The 18,236-nt window shown below is 72.3% G+C and carries 19 protein-coding genes, 1 tRNA gene and 1 pseudogene; 10 read left to right on the forward strand and 11 right to left on the reverse strand.

Translation table 11 applies throughout. The features are described from left to right. Nucleotides 1-277 precede the first annotated feature (277 nt). The 3 genes and pseudogenes from proP to ACIRU3_RS23500 all read left to right on the forward strand — a co-directional run bounded on the left by proP (nucleotide 278) and on the right by ACIRU3_RS23500 (nucleotide 3,127). Nucleotides 278-1,653 (forward strand): annotated as a pseudogene (proP, locus tag ACIRU3_RS23490) (glycine betaine/L-proline transporter ProP). 378 nt (nucleotides 1,654-2,031) lie between these two features. Then, nucleotides 2,032-2,382: a hypothetical protein gene (locus ACIRU3_RS23495; RefSeq protein ID WP_404059345.1), complete on the forward strand. Its 351-nt coding sequence runs from the start codon at nucleotides 2,032-2,034 to the stop codon at nucleotides 2,380-2,382. Between the two features lie 73 nt (nucleotides 2,383-2,455). Then, on the forward strand, nucleotides 2,456-3,127 hold the full coding sequence (locus ACIRU3_RS23500) for an O-methyltransferase (RefSeq protein WP_404059347.1): 672 nt from the start codon (nucleotides 2,456-2,458) through the stop codon (nucleotides 3,125-3,127). An 18-nt stretch (nucleotides 3,128-3,145) separates the two neighbouring features. On the opposite strand, the gene ACIRU3_RS23505 is transcribed toward ACIRU3_RS23500, so the two are convergent. Further along, nucleotides 3,146-3,538 (reverse strand): hypothetical protein, encoded by a 393-nt coding sequence (locus ACIRU3_RS23505; protein ID WP_404059350.1) that lies wholly within the window; start codon nucleotides 3,536-3,538, stop codon nucleotides 3,146-3,148. A gap of 117 nt (nucleotides 3,539-3,655) precedes the next feature. On the opposite strand from ACIRU3_RS23505, the gene ACIRU3_RS23510 reads away from it, so the two are divergent. Next, nucleotides 3,656-4,093 (forward strand): DUF1992 domain-containing protein, encoded by a 438-nt coding sequence (locus ACIRU3_RS23510; protein WP_404059352.1) that lies wholly within the window; start codon nucleotides 3,656-3,658, stop codon nucleotides 4,091-4,093. A gap of 30 nt (nucleotides 4,094-4,123) precedes the next feature. On the opposite strand, the gene ACIRU3_RS23515 is transcribed toward ACIRU3_RS23510, so the two are convergent. After that, a complete protein-coding gene (locus tag ACIRU3_RS23515) occupies nucleotides 4,124-4,663 on the reverse strand; it encodes a hypothetical protein (RefSeq protein ID WP_404059354.1) in 540 nt (179 codons plus the stop codon). A 3-nt stretch (nucleotides 4,664-4,666) separates the two neighbouring features. Next, on the reverse strand, nucleotides 4,667-5,266 hold the full coding sequence (locus tag ACIRU3_RS23520) for a hypothetical protein (protein WP_404059357.1): 600 nt from the start codon (nucleotides 5,264-5,266) through the stop codon (nucleotides 4,667-4,669). A gap of 141 nt (nucleotides 5,267-5,407) precedes the next feature. Between ACIRU3_RS23520 and ACIRU3_RS23525 the strand changes: the two genes are divergently transcribed. Further along, nucleotides 5,408-5,917 (forward strand): GNAT family N-acetyltransferase, encoded by a 510-nt coding sequence (locus ACIRU3_RS23525; RefSeq protein WP_404059359.1) that lies wholly within the window; start codon nucleotides 5,408-5,410, stop codon nucleotides 5,915-5,917. On the opposite strand, the gene ACIRU3_RS23530 is transcribed toward ACIRU3_RS23525, so the two are convergent. Next, nucleotides 5,910-7,949: a DHA2 family efflux MFS transporter permease subunit gene (locus tag ACIRU3_RS23530; protein WP_404059362.1), complete on the reverse strand. Its 2,040-nt coding sequence runs from the start codon at nucleotides 7,947-7,949 to the stop codon at nucleotides 5,910-5,912. The two genes, ACIRU3_RS23525 and ACIRU3_RS23530, sit on opposite strands and share 8 nt — an antisense overlap. Nucleotides 7,950-8,111: 162 nt before the next feature. Between ACIRU3_RS23530 and ACIRU3_RS23535 the strand changes: the two genes are divergently transcribed. Next, nucleotides 8,112-9,050, forward strand: a complete 939-nt coding sequence (locus ACIRU3_RS23535) for a peptidoglycan-binding protein (RefSeq protein WP_404059365.1) — start codon at nucleotides 8,112-8,114, stop codon at nucleotides 9,048-9,050. 96 nt (nucleotides 9,051-9,146) lie between these two features. Here ACIRU3_RS23535 and ACIRU3_RS23540 read toward each other — a convergent pair whose 3' ends face one another. Both ACIRU3_RS23540 and ACIRU3_RS23545 read right to left on the reverse strand, forming a co-directional pair. Continuing rightward, nucleotides 9,147-9,803 (reverse strand): HAD-IA family hydrolase, encoded by a 657-nt coding sequence (locus tag ACIRU3_RS23540; RefSeq protein WP_404059367.1) that lies wholly within the window; start codon nucleotides 9,801-9,803, stop codon nucleotides 9,147-9,149. A gap of 159 nt (nucleotides 9,804-9,962) precedes the next feature. After that, on the reverse strand, nucleotides 9,963-10,544 hold the full coding sequence (locus ACIRU3_RS23545; protein ID WP_404059370.1) for a TMEM165/GDT1 family protein: 582 nt from the start codon (nucleotides 10,542-10,544) through the stop codon (nucleotides 9,963-9,965). 376 nt (nucleotides 10,545-10,920) lie between these two features. Here ACIRU3_RS23545 and ACIRU3_RS23550 point away from each other — a divergent pair, with 376 nt between their 5' ends. After that, entirely contained in the window at nucleotides 10,921-11,565 is a 645-nt protein-coding gene (locus ACIRU3_RS23550) for an HNH endonuclease family protein (protein WP_404059373.1), read from the forward strand. Nucleotides 11,566-11,741: 176 nt separating this feature from the next. On the opposite strand, the gene ACIRU3_RS23555 is transcribed toward ACIRU3_RS23550, so the two are convergent. From ACIRU3_RS23555 to ACIRU3_RS23570, 4 genes are all read right to left on the reverse strand, one after another. Next, complete coding sequence (locus ACIRU3_RS23555; RefSeq protein WP_404059376.1) at nucleotides 11,742-12,353, reverse strand: DedA family protein; 612 nt, start codon at nucleotides 12,351-12,353, stop codon at nucleotides 11,742-11,744. A 179-nt stretch (nucleotides 12,354-12,532) separates the two neighbouring features. Beyond that, entirely contained in the window at nucleotides 12,533-12,988 is a 456-nt protein-coding gene (locus ACIRU3_RS23560; RefSeq protein ID WP_404059379.1) for a DoxX family protein, read from the reverse strand. A gap of 83 nt (nucleotides 12,989-13,071) precedes the next feature. After that, entirely contained in the window at nucleotides 13,072-14,964 is a 1,893-nt protein-coding gene (locus ACIRU3_RS23565) for an FAD/NAD(P)-binding protein (protein ID WP_404059382.1), read from the reverse strand. A 293-nt stretch (nucleotides 14,965-15,257) separates the two neighbouring features. After that, on the reverse strand, nucleotides 15,258-15,488 hold the full coding sequence (locus ACIRU3_RS23570) for a DUF2277 domain-containing protein (protein WP_404059384.1): 231 nt from the start codon (nucleotides 15,486-15,488) through the stop codon (nucleotides 15,258-15,260). Between the two features lie 93 nt (nucleotides 15,489-15,581). Here ACIRU3_RS23570 and ACIRU3_RS23575 point away from each other — a divergent pair, with 93 nt between their 5' ends. Together ACIRU3_RS23575 and ACIRU3_RS23580 are read left to right on the forward strand one after the other, a co-directional pair. Next, the gene (locus tag ACIRU3_RS23575; RefSeq protein WP_404059387.1) at nucleotides 15,582-16,481 is read left to right on the forward strand and encodes a ketopantoate reductase family protein; all 900 of its coding nucleotides are present in this window, start codon (nucleotides 15,582-15,584) and stop codon (nucleotides 16,479-16,481) included. A gap of 258 nt (nucleotides 16,482-16,739) precedes the next feature. Beyond that, nucleotides 16,740-17,084 (forward strand): hypothetical protein, encoded by a 345-nt coding sequence (locus tag ACIRU3_RS23580; protein WP_404059389.1) that lies wholly within the window; start codon nucleotides 16,740-16,742, stop codon nucleotides 17,082-17,084. A 48-nt stretch (nucleotides 17,085-17,132) separates the two neighbouring features. Here ACIRU3_RS23580 and ACIRU3_RS23585 read toward each other — a convergent pair. Continuing rightward, nucleotides 17,133-17,204 (reverse strand) — tRNA-Val (locus ACIRU3_RS23585). A gap of 222 nt (nucleotides 17,205-17,426) precedes the next feature. Here ACIRU3_RS23585 and ACIRU3_RS23590 point away from each other — a divergent pair. Continuing rightward, nucleotides 17,427-18,197, forward strand: a complete 771-nt coding sequence (locus tag ACIRU3_RS23590; protein WP_404059391.1) for a DUF4097 family beta strand repeat-containing protein — start codon at nucleotides 17,427-17,429, stop codon at nucleotides 18,195-18,197. The last annotated feature ends 39 nt before the right edge of the window (nucleotides 18,198-18,236 follow it).

Below are 18,236 nucleotides of genomic sequence, written 5' to 3' on the forward strand. Positions count from 1 at the left end.
GCCCGACGTCCCCCTCCTTTTGTCCGGATGACGACAGTCCGAGGGGGGTGAGGTTGCGCCCCTGGGGGGCGAGAAGGATCACAGCGAGGGGCCGGAGCGTCCGCACGAAAGCGGACAGACGTACCTGCATACGCGCCATTTAGCTGCACTATGCATCGACCTGCGTACGGGACGTAATGAGCGGAACTCCCCCTATGGTCGCTTTTCGGCCCCCGAACGTCACCGCCGATGTCCGGGCCGCGTCCCTGTCCCCGTCGAAAGGTAGGCGAGCCCCGTTTTGGCGACCGTCACAGCCGTCACCCCGCTTCTGAAGACCCCACGAGCCGCACAGGCCCGTGCCGATGTCACCGTGACCGACCCCGCCCTCGTCCGCCGCGCCGTGAAGGCGGCCGCGCTGGGCAACGCGATGGAGTGGTTCGACTTCGGTGTGGCAGCTACATCGCGGTCACCCTGGGCAAGGTCTTCTTCCCCTCCGGCAACCCGACCGCACAGCTGCTCTCGACGTTCGGCGCCTTCGCCGCGGCCTTCCTGGTCCGCCCCCTCGGCGGCATGGTCTTCGGCCCGCTGGGCGACCGCGTGGGCCGCCAGAAGGTCCTCGCCCTCACCATGATCATGATGGCGGTGGGCACCTTCGCGATCGGTCTGATCCCGTCGTACGCAACGATCGGCGTGGGAGCGCCGCTGCTGCTCCTGGCCGCCCGCCTGGTGCAGGGCTTCTCCACCGGCGGCGAGTACGCGGGCGCCTCGACGTTCATCGCCGAGTACGCGCCGGACAAGAAGCGCGGGTTCTTCGGCAGCTGGCTGGAGTTCGGCACGCTGGCCGGCTACATCGGCGGCGCGGGTCTGGTCACCCTGATGACGGCCCTGCTCTCCTCGGACGACATGCTCTCCTGGGGCTGGCGGATCCCGTTCCTGATCGCGGGCCCCATGGGCATCATCGGGCTGTATCTGCGGATGCGTCTCGAGGAGACCCCGGCGTTCGCGGCCGAGGTCGAGAAGGCGGAGTCGAGCCGTCCGAAGGTGCCGCTGCGCGAGATGGTCGCCGGTCAGTGGAAGGCTCTGCTGCTGTGCATGGGCCTGGTGCTGGTCTTCAACGTCACCGACTACATGCTGCTGTCGTACATGCCGAGCTATCTCACCAGCGAGCTGAAGTACGACGAGACGCACGGTCTGCTGGTCGTGCTCGGTGTGATGGCGCTGATGATGATCGTGCAGCCCTTCGCCGGTGCGCTGACCGACCGGATCGGCCGCCGCCCGGTGATCGCCGCGGGCTGCGCGGGCTTCCTGCTCCTGTCCATCCCGGCACTGCTGCTGATCCGTCAGGGCAGCCTGGTGGCCGTGGCGCTCGGCATGAGTGCGCTGGGTCTGCTGCTGGTCTGCTTCACGGCGGCGATGCCGGCCGCGCTGCCCGCGCTCTTCCCGACCCGGGTCCGCTACGGCTCCCTGTCCATCGGCTTCAACGTGTCGGTGTCCCTGTTCGGCGGTACGACTCCGCTGGTGGTCACGGCGCTGATCGGGGCGACCGGGAACATGATGATGCCCGCGTACTACATGATGGCCGCGGCTGTCGTGGGCGGGTTCGCTGTGTGGCGGATGAGCGAGTCGGCGGGGCTGCCGTTGCCGGGGTCGGCGCCTGCGGTGGAGCCGCGGTAGCACGCTCGGTGGTTCGGCCGCGGTGGCGCCGCCGCGCTGGTGGCTGTCCCGCGGCCGCGGGTGCGTGGGGGCCGGTCGCGCAGTTCCCCGCGCCCCCAAGGGGTTGGGGTGCCGCCTGCCGCACAAGCGCCGTACCCGGCCTCAGGCCGTACCGCCGCCGCGAGTGCGTGGAAGCCGGTCGCGCAGCTCCCCGCGCCCCCAAAGGGTTGGGGTGCCGCCTGCCGCACAAGCGCCGTACCCGGCCTCAGGCCGTACCGCCGCCGCGAGTGCGTGGAAGCCGGTCGCGCAGCTCCCCGCGCCCCCAAAGGGTTGGGGTGCCGCCTGCCGCACAAGCGCCGTACCCGGCCTCAGGCCGTACCGCCGCGCGCACGTCGATCGGTGGAAACCAGCCCCAGGTGGTCTTCGCCGGCCGGCGCGCTGGGCAGGCTCGCGACGGGAACGCCCTACCTGACGGCCCTGACCCGGCGCTTCCCGGACCCGGCCCGGATCTCCGGCGACCACGAGCTGCACCGCACGGGCGCCGACACACCCGTCCGGCAGGTGATCCACGAGGACCGGCTGAGCGAGGTGGCCGGGATCCCCGCATGGCTGCTGACCGTGGGCGGCGGTCTGCCGGCGGCCGTCGCGGCCGTCGCGCTGCTCGTCGTACGACGCTCCCGACGGGCGGTGATTCCGCCGCCGCCCGTCCGGCCCCCGCCGCCGATCACCCCCTCCGCGCCGCTCGGCTGAGACCATTCAGGGAGAAGTGCCAAGGAGCCTCGGGAAGAGACTCGAGCACACACTCGGGAAAGGCAGCAGACGCATGAGCGGGTCGCAGCTCTGGGACGACGTCGACTTCTACTTCAGCAGCCATCTCTCGCCGGAGGACGATGTGCTCCAGGCGGCCCTGCGCGAGAGCGAGGCCGCCGGGCTGCCGCACATCAGCGTCACGGCCACCCAGGGCAAGCTCCTCCAGATGCTCGCCGAGATCCAGGGCGCCCGGAACATCCTGGAGATCGGCACCCTCGCCGGCTACAGCACGATCTGGCTGGCCCGCGCCCTGCCGGAGGACGGCAGGCTGATCTCGCTGGAGTACAGCGCCAGGCACGCCGAGGTGGCCACCCGCAACATCGCCCGGGCCGGCCTGGAGCGGATCGTCGAGGTGCGGGTGGGGCCGGCCCTGGAGTCGCTGCCCAAGCTCGCCGACGAGAACCCGGCCCCCTTCGACCTGGTCTTCATCGACGCCGACAAGGCCAACAACCGGCACTACGTGGAGTGGGCGCTCAGGCTGTCCCGCGGAGGCAGCCTGATCGTCGTGGACAACGTGGTGCGCGGCGGCCGGGTCGCCGACGCCGACAGCAGCGAACCGGACATCGTCGGCACCCGCTCCGCCATCGAACTGATCGCCGCCCATCCCAGGCTGACCGGCACGGCCGTCCAGACGGTGGGCAGCAAGGGGTACGACGGCTTCGCGCTGGCCCGGGTGCTGGGCTGAGCCCTCCCGGGCCGGGGCTCACTCCTCGTGGTAGAAGCCCACGTTGACGCTGCGCGGCGCGGTGCGGTCCTGGACGACGATCTCGCCGGAGCCCCCGCGCGGCAGCGCCACGGTCCCGCCGTAGGCCACGGTCTGCGCGTACTCGCCGACGATCAGCCGCACTTCGGCGGACGGCTCGGCCTGCGAGCCGCGCAGCCAGGACAGTTGCCAGCCGCCGTCGGGGCCGCACAGGAACTCCAGGTGGACCCGGGAGACGAACAGCCAGTCCTCGGGGGTCACCAGCCGGCACATGGATCCGTCCCGGCCCACCCGGAGGGCGGCACCCGGCTCACTGGGCGCCTCGGCCATCGTCATGCCGGCCGTGGCGCCCGCGTCGGCCCCGGAGACGACGGCCATGGTCAGTTCGAGCACGTGGGTTCCCCCTGAAGAAGCTGCGACGTCGGAAACGTCCTTGCACGGCGGCCGGTTCGAGGCACCGCCGCCGCATGATAAAACGCCCGGCCAGGCCGCGTCCGGCACAATGGGCTCATGACCGAGCGAAAGCCACCGGGTGTCCCGTTCGAATCCTGGATCGATCACCAGATACGCGATGCCCAGCAGCGCGGCGAGTTCGACCGGCTGCCGGGCTCGGGCGAGCCGCTGCCCGCCGAACTCGACTCGACGTACGACGAACTGTGGTGGATCAAACGGAAGATGGCCCGCGAGGGACTCGCCGTGCTGCCCCCGGCGCTGGCGCTGCGCAAGGAGGCCGAGGACGCGCTCGCGGCGGCCTACGCCGCGCCCTCGGAACGGATCGTCCGGAAGATCATCACCGACGTCAACGTGAAGATCCGGGACATGATGTTCAAGCCGCCGCCCGGCCCGCCGCTGGGCAAGAAGCCGTACGACGTCGAGGACGTCGTACGGGAGTGGCGGCAGCGCAGGGCGGCCGCACCGGGAGACGGGCCGGAGCCGGCGGGGCGGTAGCCGTCCGGCGCGCCCGCGGTGCGGCCGGGGTCAGACGTGCAGCAGGCGGTCGGCCAGCTCCCGGTAGTCCCGCAGGGCCAGGCGCAGCCGCTCGGTGTCGCTCTCCTCGTCGCCCTGCCAGGACATGCGCAGGGTCCGGCGGCGTCGTGTCACGGCCTCGCCGAACCGCGCGGCGATCTCCTCCAGCTCCCGGTCCGCCTCCTCGACCGCGAGCTGCGGCTCCTCCACGAACCCGGCGGCCGTCCGCCGCAGTCGCGCCTCCCATCGCTCCGCCTCCTCGTGCGGCAGCAGCGGGACACGCAGGCCGGTGCCCGCCGGTCCGGGCCCGGCGGCCGGCCAGGCGTCCGCCGCCCGGCCTTCCGTCGTCGCCGCCTCCCGCCCGGTCATCTCACCCGGGGAGGGCACCCCGAGCCCGTCCTCCGGCATCGAGTCACCCTCCGCAACGGCCTCACGGCCGGGTGCGACGGTCCCCAGGGGCTGTTCCCCCCGCGCGTCCGCCGTCGGTTCCCCGGCATCACCTGCGGCCGGGTGCCGCTCGGGGACCGGCCCGGTTTCGCTGTTCTGGGCCATGGCTCAACTCTCCTTCGGGTGAGTCCTGTCCGTCCTGCCGGTGTCGATCAGGTCGTCGAAGAGGGCACGGGCCTGCACGAGGGCCGTGCGCAGTTCCTCGGTGCCGGTGCCGGCGCCGGTGCCGCTGCCCGTGCCGCCCGCCCCGGCCCGGGTCATCCGGTGCACCCGCCGGTAGCCGTCGACGTGGTCGGCGTGGTGCACGGACAGCGCGGCGAGCTGCTCGTCGTGATGTCCGCCGTCCGGGTAGCCACGGGCGTCGGCGACCTCCGCGAGCAGTTGGTCCGCCTCGGCGACCGCGGCCCGGGGCTCGTCGACGAACCGCTCCTGGACCGCCGTCCAGCGGATCGTGTACCGCTCCCGCTCGGCGGGCTCCAGCGGACGTTCCCGCAGCTTGCCATGGCGTTCGAGCCGCTCGGTCAGCTCCCGTTCGGCCGCCGCGGTGTCCCCGTCGTGCCGGGCCACGGTCCGCTCGTACTCGGGCCCGAAGCGCCGCTTCAGGTCCGGTCCGCCGTGCCGGCCACGGATGCTCAGGATCAGGGCGGCCGCGCCGAGGACCACGACCGCCACGATCACGATCACAGCGATGATCATGCTTGTGGACATGACTGCCTTCCGGGTCGGACCGGCCCCGTCGGCCGGTTCTCCCTCCGGGTGACCCGGAAGACGGGCCACAAACGGCCGTCAGGACGGCGAGCACCGTATTCGCTTGCGGAGGGTCCCCGACCGCGTCCGAGAATGACCGGCATGACGTGGACGATCGCCCCGGAACCGTACGACTCCCCTGCCGCGTCCGCACTGTGGCGGGCGTACTACACGGAGGTCAGTGACCGGTGGTACCTGCTGCACGAAGGGCACCGCACCGACCCGGACGAGCTGGAGCGCGAGATCGCGGCGCGGACCGGCGCCGAACTCGCGCCGCCCGACGGCCGGTTGCTGATCGCTCGGTACGACGGCGAGCCGGCGGGCTCGGCGGGCGTACGGCTGCTGGCCCCGGACACGGCCGAACTCACCCGGGTGTTCGTCCACGAGGGGATGCGCGGCCGGGGCGGAGCCGCACTTCTGGTCGCCGCCGCCGAGCGGGCCGCCCGTGCCCTGGGTGCCGGGCAGCTGGTCCTCGACACCCGCGGCGACCTGGTGGAGGCCCGCGCCCTGTACGCCCGCCTCGGCTACCGGGAGACCGCACCCCACAACGACGACCAGTACGCGGAACACTGGTTCCGCAAGAACCTGTCGGCGCCCACGGCCGTCATCTGATCCTGGCCGGCGTCCCGTCGTACGGCCGCTCCCGCTCCAAGCCGCACAGTTCGCCGGTGAGTTCCTTCACCAGCTTGACCAGGTCGGTGGACCGGCCCGGTTGCCACCAGTCGCCGAGCAGCTCGGCCAGGGACTCCTCTCGGGCCTTGGCGAGCCGTTCGGCGACGTCGCGGCCGGACTCCGTGAGCGTCACGTCCAGGCCCCGGCGTTCGACGAGGTGCCGCTCCTCGACCTGGCGTTCGGCGGCGAGGATGGTCCGCATCGGCATGTCGGTGCGCTCGGCGAGCACACCCGGCTCCACCGAGCCGTACTTGCGGATGCGCAGCAGCAGCCAGCCGGCCGCGGGCAGCAGGTCCAGCCCCGCCCGCTCGATGATCTCCCGGTAGATCTCCCGGCGACCCTCGCGGGTACCGAGCACGGACAGCGCGCGGCACACCTCGTCGTAGGAGGAGCGCTGGACCGGGTTGGGCGGGATGGTCTCGGAGACGTCCGGCGCGGTGACCGAGCCGCGCAGCCGGTCCTCCTTCAGGAGCCAGGCCAGGGCGAAGCCGAGGGCGGCGATCGGGGCGGCGTAGAGGAACACGTCGGTGATGGACTCCGCGAACGCGTGCAGGGCCGCCGGGCGCAGCGAGGCCGGCAGGTCGGCGATGCCGCGCGGGTCGGACTTGAGAGCGTCGGCCGTGGCGCCCGCGGGCAGGCTCACGCCCCTGAAGGCGTCGGCGAGTCTGTCGCCCAGGCGGCTCGCGAAGACGGTGCCGAAGATGGCGACGCCGAAGGACGCGCCGATGGAGCGGAAGAAGGTCGCGCCGGAGGTGGCGACGCCCAGATCCTCGTACGAGACGGCGTTCTGCACGATGAGGATGAGGACCTGCATGACCAGGCCGAGGCCCAGGCCGAAGACGAAGAAGTAGGTGCTCATCATGACGGTCGAGCTGTGCTCGTCCAGCCGGTGCAGCAGGAGCAGGCCGATGGCGGTGACGGCCGTGCCCGTGACCGGGAAGACCTTCCAGCGGCCGGTGCGGCTGACGATCTGCCCGGAGACGGTCGAGGACAGCAGCAGGCCGATCACCATCGGCAGCATGTGCACACCGGACAGGGTCGGCGAGATGCCGTGCACGACCTGCAGGAAGGTCGGCAGGTAGGTCAGCGCGCCGAACATGGCGAAGCCGACGATGAAGCTGATGACGGCGGCGAGGGTGAAGGTGCGGATGCGGAACAGCTTGAGCGGGAGGACGGGTTCGGCGGCCCGGCGCTCGACGCCGACGAACACGACGGCGAGGACGAAGCCCAGCACCGCGAGCCCGATGATCTGCGGCGAATCCCAGCCCCACGTCGTACCTCCGAGCGAGGCGACCAGGACCAGGCAGGTGGCGACCGCGGCGATCAGGAAGGTGCCGAGGTAGTCGATGACGTGGTGGGCGGCCTTGCGCGGGATGCGCAGGGCGGTGGCGATCACGACGAGGGCGACGACGCCGACGGGCAGGTTGACGTAGAACACCCAGCGCCAGCTGAGGTGCTCGGTGAACAGCCCGCCGAGCAGCGGCCCGAGCACGCTGGTCGCACCGAACACGGCGCCGAACAGGCCCTGGTAACGGCCGCGTTCACGCGGCGGCACGATGTCGCCGACGATCGCCATCGACAGCACCATCAGCCCGCCGCCGCCCAGGCCCTGCAGCGCCCGGAAGCCGATCAGCTGGGGCATGTTCTGCGCCATGCCGCACAGCGCGGAGCCGATCAGGAAGATGACGATCGCGGTCTGGAACAGCCTCTTGCGCCCGTACTGGTCGCCGAGTTTGCCCCACAGCGGGGTCGCGGCGGTCGAGGCCAGCAGATAGGCGGTGACGACCCAGGACAGGTGGTCGAGGCCACCGAGGTCGCTGACGATGGTGGGCAGCGCGGTCGACACGATGGTCTGGTCGAGCGCGGCGAGCAGCAGTCCGAGCAGCAGGGCGCCGATCGAGACGAGCGCATTGCCGGAGACGTGCTCGGCGGCCTTCGCCTCCTTCGCCGTGCCGTGCGTGTCCAGGGTCATCGAGACCTCCCGGGGCTCGGATGCGCTCCTACCATCGTGGGCGGTGTCACCGTTTATGGCCTGTTGAGTTCCCTGCCTGGCCGGTTTGCCGCGTGTCCCGGTTCGGCGGATGTGGAGGAGGTCTGCATAAACTCGGGAGTTCCCGAGGGGAGGGGCGAACGCGTGACGGAACCGACGGGCCACACCTGCCCGGAATGCGGGGCGCCGAGGGGGGCGGACAACACCCCGTCCTGCGACTGTGCCCGGCGGGCGTCCGACGCCCTGCGCGAGGCGCGTACGGCGCAGGCGGCAGCGGCGGAGGACTTCGACCCACTGCGCATACGCCCGTACGTCGAGTTCCCCGGAACCTCGGACGAGCCCGCCACGGCAAAGACCCGCCCGGCACCGGCCGCCGAGGTCACCGTGCCACTGCGCCCGGTGCCCGGCCCGAACGGCCGCGACCTGCGGCTCTTCGAGCAGGAAACACCACACGAGCCCGAGGCCGACGAGGTACCGGTGGAGAAACGCCGGCGCCGCTCCCGCCGCACGGTCCTGCTGTCCGTCGCGGGTGCGGGGGTCGCGGTGGTGGCGGCGGCGGGTGTCGCGAGCGGGGTGTTCTCGTACCGGACACCGTCGCGGGACCAAGCTGCGGCCCGGGAAGTACGGGAGAGCGTCCCGGAGGTGACGACACCGGGCACCTCGTCGGCGCCCGCGCCGCCCGCCTCGTCCCGCCCGGCCTCGCCGCCCCGCACCGCCTCGGCCGACCCGAGCCCGTCCCCCAGCGCCTCCTCCGCCTCCCCGTCCCCCTCGCCCACGGCGTCCAGCAGCGCGTCCCGCTCGGCCACCCCCACCCCGTCGACGACGGCCGACGCCGGCCCGAACGCGGCACCCACCGCGGCGCCGGTGCTGCGGCGCGGCGACAAGGGCGCGGAGGTCACCGAACTCCAGCTGCGGCTCAGGCAGCTGAACCTCTACGGCGACCAGGTGAACGGCGTCTTCACCCGCTCCGTGGAGGACGCCGTGAGCACCTACCAGTGGGCCCGCGGTATCAGCGGCGACGAACCGGGCGTGTACGGCCCGGCCACCCGGGCGAGCCTGGAGTCGGAGACGACGGAGCCGTGAGCGGCATTTTCAGCGGTCAGGGGCGGCCGGTCGGCGTACCGGCTGCGACAGCGGCCGGTAGGCCGGAGCGGAGGCAGCCCGGCACACGAACCCCGCTCACCCGACGTGCAGCCGGATCGTCCCGTCCCCCACGGCCTCGACCCGCACCTGCGTGAGGTCCGGTACGACGGCATCGGGCCCGTGCGAGGCGGCCCGCGGCCCGACGCCCACTACCGTCATACCCGCGGCGCGACCCGCCGCGATACCGGCACCGGAGTCCTCGAAGACGACACAGTCCGCCGGATCGACACCCAGCTCGGCGGCGCCCTTCAAGAACCCCTCGGGGTCGGGCTTGCTCGCACCGACCGACTCGGCCGTGATCCGCACCTCGGGCAGCGGCAGCCCGGCGGCGGCCATGCGGGCGGTGGACAGCGGGACATCGGCGGAGGTCACCAGGGCGTGCGGCAGGCCGCGCAGGGAGGCGAGGAAGGCGCCAGCGCCGGGCACCTCGACCACACCCTCCGTGTCGGCGGTCTCCTCCGCGAGCATGCGGGCGTTGTCGGCGAGGTTCCGCTCCACAGGCCGCTCGGGCAGCAGCACCGCCATCGAGGCGTGGCCCTGCCGGCCGTGGACGACCTTCATCACCTCGTCGCCGTCCAGCCCGTGCCGCTCGGCCCAGCGCCGCCAGATGCGCTCGACCACGGCATCCGAGTTGACGAGGGTGCCGTCCATGTCGAGCAGGAGGGCGCGGGCAGTACGGACAGTGGCCGGCATCGGCAGCTCCAAAAGCGATGAACCTCGAGGTCAGGAGAGACAAGGCGGCCCCGCCCGCCGGTCAGGGAGAACGGGCGGGAGCCACTTTGTTCCTCCACGGTACAAAACCTGACCCCGGTTCCGCCACCACCTTCGGCGAGGGTTCACCCGCCGTTCAGCTCAGCCCGCCACGGCCTCGTACAGGCTCCACACACCGAGCCCCAGCATCAGCAGGGCCGCGATCTGCGTGATCAGCCGCAGCGGCACCCGCTTCATCAGGGCCTTTCCACCGACGATGCCGAGTCCGGCCACCGCCCACAGACCCAGGACCGCGCCGAGGCCGACGGAGATCGGGTCGTCGTACCGGGCGGCGAGGTTGGCGGTCATGATCTGGGTCAGGTCACCGAACTCGGCGACCAGGATGAGCATGAAGCCCGTACCCGCGACCTTCCAGAAGGACTGGTCGGCCGGCTTGCGGACCTCCTCCTCGTCCTCGTCCTTCTTCATCAGCAGCATCGCGGCGCCGCCCAGGAAGAGCACACCGGTGACCGCGTGCACGATCTGCTGCGGCAGCAGGGTCAGCACGCTGCCGGCCGCGACGGCGATCACGACATGCAGCAGGAAGGCGGCGGCCACGCCCGCGAAGACGTACGAGGCGCGGTAGCGGGTACCGAGGACGAGGCCGGCGAGCGCGGTCTTGTCCGGCAGTTCGGCGAGGAAGATGACGCCGAAGACGAGCGCCGTCACAGTGATGCTGATCAAGGTTCCTCAATCGGTCGGGGCCGCCCCGCCGAGAGTGCTGAACCTCACATGAGACACCTCGGCACGGCAGCACACTTCGCACCCGTGCCATGACGCACGGGCGTGCACTGCTTGCCGAAGGTCTCGCTGGGCGGTCCTCGCGGAATCCGCCTCCGGGCGCCGGCTCAGGCTGGCTGAGCAGTATGTCGACGGTCCGGCGAAGAGCTACTCCCCTTCTGCGCCTCCCATCGTACGGGACGCAAAAGTTCCGCTCCGAACCTTGTCGTGTCATGAACACGCCACTAACTTCTTACCGGGCGGTCACCTCCCGGCCACACGGCGCCGCGAGCATTCCCTCGCTCGCGCTCCAACACCCCCACCCCTCAAGGGAGTTCGCATGCCGAAGTTCTACGCGCGTCGACGTCTGAGCATACTCGCGACGCTCACCGGACTGATAGCCTCCGTCGCCCTGTTCAACTCGCCGAGCGCTTCCGCCGCCCTCCCCACACCGGTCAGCGCCGCCACCGCCCGCAGCTATCTCGCCCAGCTCACCGTGGCCACCGAGAACCGCACCGGCTACGACCGCGACCTCTTCCCGACCTGGATCACCATCTCGGGCAGCTGCAACACCCGCGAGTGGATCCTCAAGCGGGACGGCTCGAACGTCGTCACCAACTCCGCGTGCACCGCCACCAGCGGCAGCTGGTACTCCCCGTACGACGGTGCCACCTGGACCGCCGCCTCCGACCTCGACATCGACCACCTCGTGCCGCTCGCGGAGGCCTGGGACTCCGGGGCCAGCAGGTGGACCACCGCCCAGCGCCAGGCCTTCGCCAACGACGTCACCCGCCCCCAGCTCCTCGCGGTCACCGACAACGTCAACCAGGCCAAGGGCGACCAGGACCCGGCCACTTGGATCCCGTCCCGCTCCGCCTACGTCTGCACCTACGTCCGCGCCTGGGTCCAGGTGAAGTACTACTACGGCCTCTCGGTCGACTCCGCGGAGAAGACCGCGCTGACGAACGACCTGGCGAGCTGCTGACCGCCGGAGCCCTTCCGCCCTCCTCGGCCCCCGCGCACCCGCGGACGGCCGGGGAGGGCGGCTCCGTTTCCGGGGACGCCGAGGGTCTTCCGGATCAGGCCGGCGGGAACACGACGACAGGGCCCGGACGGGCCGCCGCCGCATGACGGGGCCCGGGCCGGTCCCACAGGCAGGGCCTAGGCCGGCCGCCGCCGCATCAGGAACCCGGCCACGGCCCCCGCTCCGAACAGGGCCGCCAGCGACACGCCCGTGGCCAGCCAGGTGGCCCCGAGCCAGCGGGCGCCGTAGTAGCCGAGGGCGACGCTGTAGGCGGCCCAGGACAGGCCGGCCAGGGCGGACCAGGGGACGAAGTCGCGGGCGCGGCGGTGCGCGGCGCCCGCGCAGAAGGAGACGACCGAGCGGCCGGCGGGGGCGAAGCGCGCCAGAACGACCAGGGCGCCACCGCCCCGGGACAGTGCGTCGCCGAGACGTTCCTGCGCAGCAGTCAGGCGGCGGGAGCGGGCTATCGCACGGTCCAGGCGCTCACCGCCCCGCCAGGCCAGCCGGTAGGCCACCAGATCGCCGAGGACCGAGGCGGTCGCGGCCGAGAGGATCAGAGCGACGATGTCCGGCACCTCGCCCGGGACCTGTCCCGTCGCCGCGCCCGAACCCGCCGCCGCCGCGGTGGCCGCCGTGATGACGAGCACTCCGCTCGGCAGCACCGGCAGGAACACGTCGAGCAGCACCGACAGCGCGACCATGACGTAGATCCATGGACCGGTGGCCAGTGACACCACGCTCTCCCACACAAGGACTCCCCCGTTACTCCCCCGATGACAGCCATACAGCGTACGCCGGGGGTGTGACAGGGGGATCGCGGGGGGGCTCATGTGATCGGCACAGCATGTTCACGCCTGCGGGTGCCGTGCGCGACGGCGCCCCTCCCCGCGCAGCGAGGGAAGGGCGCCGTCACCGGGCCGGGCGGGCGTCAGGCCGCGATCGGGGCCTGCTCCCCTGCGGGCTTGCGCGTCACCACCGCGCTCCGGGTGAAGAGCCGGTCCAGGCCGAGGGCGCCGGAGCCGGTGAAGACCAGCAGGAAGAACGCCCAGCAGTACAGGACCGACAGCTCGCCGCCGTTCTGGATGGGCCACAGGGCGGCCTGCTGGTGGACGTCGAAGTACGCGTACGCCATCGAGCCGGAGGCGATCAGCGCGGCACCGCGGGTGCCGAGGCCGAGCAGGACGAGGCCGCCGGCGACCAGCTGGATCACCGCCGCGTACCAGCCGGGCCAGGTGCCCGACGGGATCGTGCCGCCCTCGGTGCCGGCGGCGCCGCCGAGGACGCCGAAGAGCGAGGCCGCGCCGTGTACGGCGAACAGCAGGCCGACGACGATGCGGAACAGGCCTATGACGTACGGCTGAGCGGAATTGAGGCGTGCGGACATGGGGGGACATCTCCTCTTCGGTGGTGGCCGGGGACAGGCCGTGGGGGCGGCGGTACCGAACGAGGGACCCAGGTTAGGGGAACCTAATCTATGCTTGCAAGTTCAACATCAGGCCATGGTTCCGCTTCCGCTTGCGGTTCCGTTCCGGCCCCGGCCGCACGTAGGACGGCTCGCGCCACCGCATCGGCGTCCGAAAGTGTGACCGAATCCACCCCTGGACGGGCGCCCGCCGCAGTCACCCAGTGCACCCCCTCCGTCGGCACCCCGAAAGCGAACCGCCGTGCATGCACCCGACGTTGACGGTCTATCAGGCGATAGGGGCGCCGGGTCACATCCAGCCCTCCGGTTTCGTAGCCGTCCACGGTGTGCGGGCGGCAGCCGCCGCTGTGCAGCAGCCCCGCGAGCAACTCGTCGGCCGTCCGCCGCAGATCGGGTTCCGGAAGGCGCGCCTCTATGAGGGTCGTCACACGCGCCGCCGAGCCCGGCACGTCCGGCGAGTGCGCCACCCACGCCCCCTCCTCGGGCCGCACCTCCAGACGCGGGCCCAGCACCTGGGCCACACCCGCCTCCAGCAGGGCCGCCAGTTCCTCGATCCGGCGGCGGGGCGGCCCGATGGAGAGGAAGGCGTTGAGCGGGGTGTACCAGCGGTCCAGGTCCCCACGGCGGGAGTCGCCGGTCAGGCCGCCGTGGTCCACGACCAGGCGTATCTCGTTGCGCAGGTCCCGCAGCACGTCCAGGGCGGCCTTCAGCGGACCGTGCACGTTGCCGAGGGCGGCCTGCGTCGCGTCCTCACGCAGATACGCCTGCAGCCACGCCCGCCACTGCCCGGCATCGGCGAACTCCCGCTCCCCGTACGGCCGGGAGACCCGCTCCCAGCACCAGCGGTCCGCGGCGCCGACCCCGAACTCGTCCAGCAGCAGCCCCTCGCGGGGATCGCCGTGCGGCACGGCGAGGAACCGGTCGGCGAAGTCGGGGCGGCCGGTCAGCGCGCGGTAGTAGACCGTCTCCACCTCCTTCGCGACCAACGGCCATATCTCCGCCCGGAAGTCGGGCGCCTCGGCGGAGTCGGCACGCTTGCGGAAGCCCGCTGTCACCTCCGGGGTGAGCACCAGCGGGAGGTGACGGCCGTACGGGCCCTTGGCGTTGTCGCCACGGGCCTGGTACGGCACCCCGCGCCGCGAACCGGCGTACAGGCGCGGCTCCCGGCCCGAGGGCCGGTAGTGCAGGACACCGTCGGCGTCACGGACGTAGCGGCCGCCGCGGCCGGTGGTCAGCAGGGCCATGTGATCGAAGAAGTTGAGGCCCAGGCCGCGCAGCAGCACCGGTTCGCCGGGCATGAGGGGGGACAGGTCGACGTCGGCCGGATTGGCGGGCGGAACGTGGCGCAGGCCGTGCCGGGCGGCGTAACCGGCCGTCCGCCGCTGCTCCTCGTCCACGGCCGACGGCAGGTGCCCCTGGGCCAGCACCACCGCCGCCAGACCGGGCAGCACGCCGCCGTCGTCGAGGGTCAGCACCTGCCCGCCGTCGGGGCCGTCGTCCAGCCGCACGGCACGGGCCCGGTGGGTCTCGACGCGCACCGCCCGCGGGGCCGCCCGGACGGTCCGCGCGAACACCCACTCCAGGTAGCGGCCGTAGTGGGCGCGGGTGGGGTAGTCGTCCGGGCCCAGCTCGCCGTCCGCCCACTCGTACAGGCTGGGGCCCGGGCGGATCGGGCCCGAGCAGTCCACGCTGGCGTCGGTGAACAGCGTCACCTGGCTCGCCACGGTGTTCATCAGCAGCTCGGCCGACTGCTCGGTCCGCCAGACCCGGCCCGGGCCGGGCGGCGCCGGGTCGATCACGTGGACCGTCAGCCGGGCACCTGGCGCGAGGAGTTCCGGCGCGGAAGCGCACAGGCGCTCCAGGACGCTGGTTCCGCGGGGTCCGGCCCCGACCAGGGCGACGGAGACCGTGGGGGATTCCTGGGTCGGTGCAGACAAAGGTGTCACTCCCGGGCGTGTGGGGGCGCATGGCAGCAGACCGCCCGCAGGAAGCGGACGGTCCGCCTCATCATGCCTGTCCGGCCCTCGGCGGTCGGGGACACCCCTGGACCCGCGCGGGCCAACGTGTTCCCCTTCGCCCCGAGTTGTCCGTCAGCAGAGGGTGCCGCCGTCCATGTCCCCACCTTCCGGTCTCCCCCGGCGGGAGACTCAAGCGCCCGGTCGCGGCGCGGACGGCGCAACGCGCCCGCGCGGCGTCCGGCCGCCGGTCGGGGGCACCTCGCAGCGGATCGCTACCCCGTCTGCCGCACGGCCTGCCCCCGCACCTCCAGGCTGCCGAGCAGCTCCGCCGTGGCCTCGGCCACGGCTTCCACGGCCCGTTCGAACACCTCGCGGTTGTGGGCGGCGGGCGCCCGGAACCCCGAGACCTTCCGCACGTACTGCAGCGCGGCGGCGTGGATGTCGTCCTCGGTCGCCTCGCCGGGCAGCACGGGCGGACGCAGCGTCTTGATACTCCGGCACATGCCCCCAGTCTCACGCACTCCGCGCGGCCCTGCGAAGATCACGCCGAAGGCGGCCACCGATCCCCGGGGCCGACCGACGAGAGGAACATCCTCATGACGACGAAGCACACCGTGGCCGTGCTGGGCCCCGGCGGCACCGGCGGCCTCCTCGCCGCCCTTCTGTCCCGCTCCGGCCACCGCGTCATCTGCCTGGCCCGCCAGGACACGGCCGACACCCTGCGCGGCGCCGGAATCCAGGTCCGCAGCGACCGGTTCGGCGACTTCACCGCGCCCGTGGAGGCGGACACCGCGCTGCGCGAGCCGGTGGACGCCTGTCTGATCACCGTCAAGCACACCACCCTGGACGCCGCTCTCACCCGCGTCCCGCCCGCCGTCCTCGGCGACGCCCTGGTCGTACCGCTCCTGAACGGCGTCGAACACCCTGCGGCCCTGCGGGCCCGCTACCGCCCCGACCGGGTGGCCCCCGGCGTGATCCGCGTGGAGTCCACCCGCCTGGCCCCCGGCGTGATCGAACACGGCAGCCCATTCGCGGAGATCGACCTGGCGGGGGACGGTGTCCCCCGCTCGCGCCTGGACGCCCTCGCCGCCGTGCTCGGAGCCGCGGGTCCGGCCGCCCGCGTGGTCGAGGACGAGACGGCTGCCCTGTGGGCGAAGATGGCGTTCCTCGCCCCGTTCGCCCTGCTCACCACCCGCTACGCCCTCCCCCTGGGCGAGGCGCGCACCCGTCACCGAGAGGAGCTGGAAACCCTGGTCGCCGAGACCACCGCGGTCAGCCGCGCCTGCGGCATCCCCGCGGACCCGGCCCAGGCCCTGTCCCGGTACGACGCCTTCCCGCCCTCCGCCAAGTCCTCCATGCAACGCGACGCCGAGGCGGGCCGCCCGCTCGAACTCGACGCCATCGGCGGAGCGTTGCTGCGTGCGGCGGACCGGCACGGCGTACCGGTGCCGGTGACCGCCCGCCTGGTGGACGAACTGCGGGCCGCCGGCCACTGAGTCCCCTGCGTCGGCTCAGTGGGTCAGCAGCCACTGGGCCGACACCAGGTGCACCGCGGCGAGCCCGCCCGCGGTGCTCAGCATGCCCGTGTCGCGGCGGGCGGCGGGCGGCGCCGACAGCGGCGTCGCCCGGCCGCGCCGGACCCGCGACGATCAGCACAAGGCCGGCCTGCCCACCGGCTGAGGGGGTCCCACCCGTTCGCGTGAACCTCACAAGCGAACTCGCCACCCAAATTCGAACAGGCGTAGCATTGCCGCGTGGCTACGACCTATGAATTCCCCAGTGACCTCCGCGCCGGTCAGGAGGAGCTGCATCAGGTCCGGGCCGAGCTGTCGGCCCTGTTCAAGCGGCTGCCGTGGTCGGTCGAGCCGATGGACGGCTTCAGCGACGACAACGGCTGGCGCAAGGTGGAGCGGCCCGCGTCCCCCGGCTGGACGCCGGACGAACAGGCCGAGGTGGAGAAGCTACGGCAACGAGAGCACGAACTGGCGGTCTTCGTCAGCGGCCACCGCTTCTGGGGCGAGGTCGCGGCGGCGGAGCGTGTCGAGGCCCGCATGAGGCTGAAGCACGCCCATGAAGAGGCGGCCGAGGACAGGGAGTGAACGAAAAGCCCCCCGACCGGACCGGTCGGGGGGCTCTCGTTTCCGCTGTGGGCGCGGACGGTTTCGAACCGCCGACATCCTGCTTGTAAGGCAGGCGCTCTACCCCTGAGCTACGCACCCGATGCCCGGGCACAAGGCCAGGACGAGTTGACAGCCTACCTTGCCGCAGGCAGTGCACCGCAAACCCGTATCGCGTGATCACGGGCCCGTACGGGGGTTATCCCCACCCTGTGTCCGGGAGCGCACCGGATCGTGTTCACGGTCGTGGATCTCTTACGGTCCTCACAGACCGACACACTCCGGCCGCGCCACCCGGCAGGCCGGTTCAGGGGGAGATTCAGCATGACTCGTTCCGCTTCCGTTCGTGCGGCCGCAGGCGTCGTGGTGGCCGGGGTGCTCGTCGCCGGGGTCAGTGGGTGCGGTGCATCCGCCGGCGACGACGACCACCCCGACCACCGGGCCTTCGCACTGCACGGCCGTACCCTCACCGTCGACTCGGACAACTCGTCGCTGGAGGTAGTCGCCGCCCCGGGGAACAAGGCCGGCACCGTGCAGGTGACCCGGTGGTTCCAGGGATCCGTGATGGTCGGCAGTGATCCGAAGGTCAGCTGGTCCTTCAAGGACGACCGGCTGGTGCTGCGGGTGCGCTGCTCGGGGTTCATCGCCGACTGTTCGGCCCGGCACCGGATCGAAGTGCCGCGCGGAATCGCCGTCAAGGTCGAGAACGGGGACGGGAGCGTACGGGCGCACGGGTTCGCCGATCCGCTCACCATCCGCACCAGCGACGGGTCCGTACGGGTCACCGATTCGAGCGGGGCCCTGAATCTGCGGTCCGACGACGGGTCGGTGCGCGCCGACGTCTCCTCGCGCCGGGTGCGGGCCGGCAGCAGTGACGGCTCGGTGCGTCTCGAACTCGACGCCGTGCCCGACCTGGTGGACGCCGGCAGCGACGACGGGTCGGTGACCGTCGCGCTGCCCCGGGCTGCCTACCGGGTGAAGGCGGGATCCGACGACGGGTCCGTGTCCGTGTCCGTGCCCCGCGACGACACGAGCCCGCACGCCGTGTCCGCCCACTCCTCGGACGGGAAAGTGACCGTGCGCACGGCGAACTGACCGGCCCGTGTGTTCGTCTTCAACGGGTGGGAGAATGAC

It is taken from the genome of Streptomyces sp. NPDC101151, assembly GCF_044768335.1.
In the GTDB taxonomy this organism is placed as follows: Bacteria; Actinomycetota; Actinomycetes; order Streptomycetales; family Streptomycetaceae; genus Streptomyces.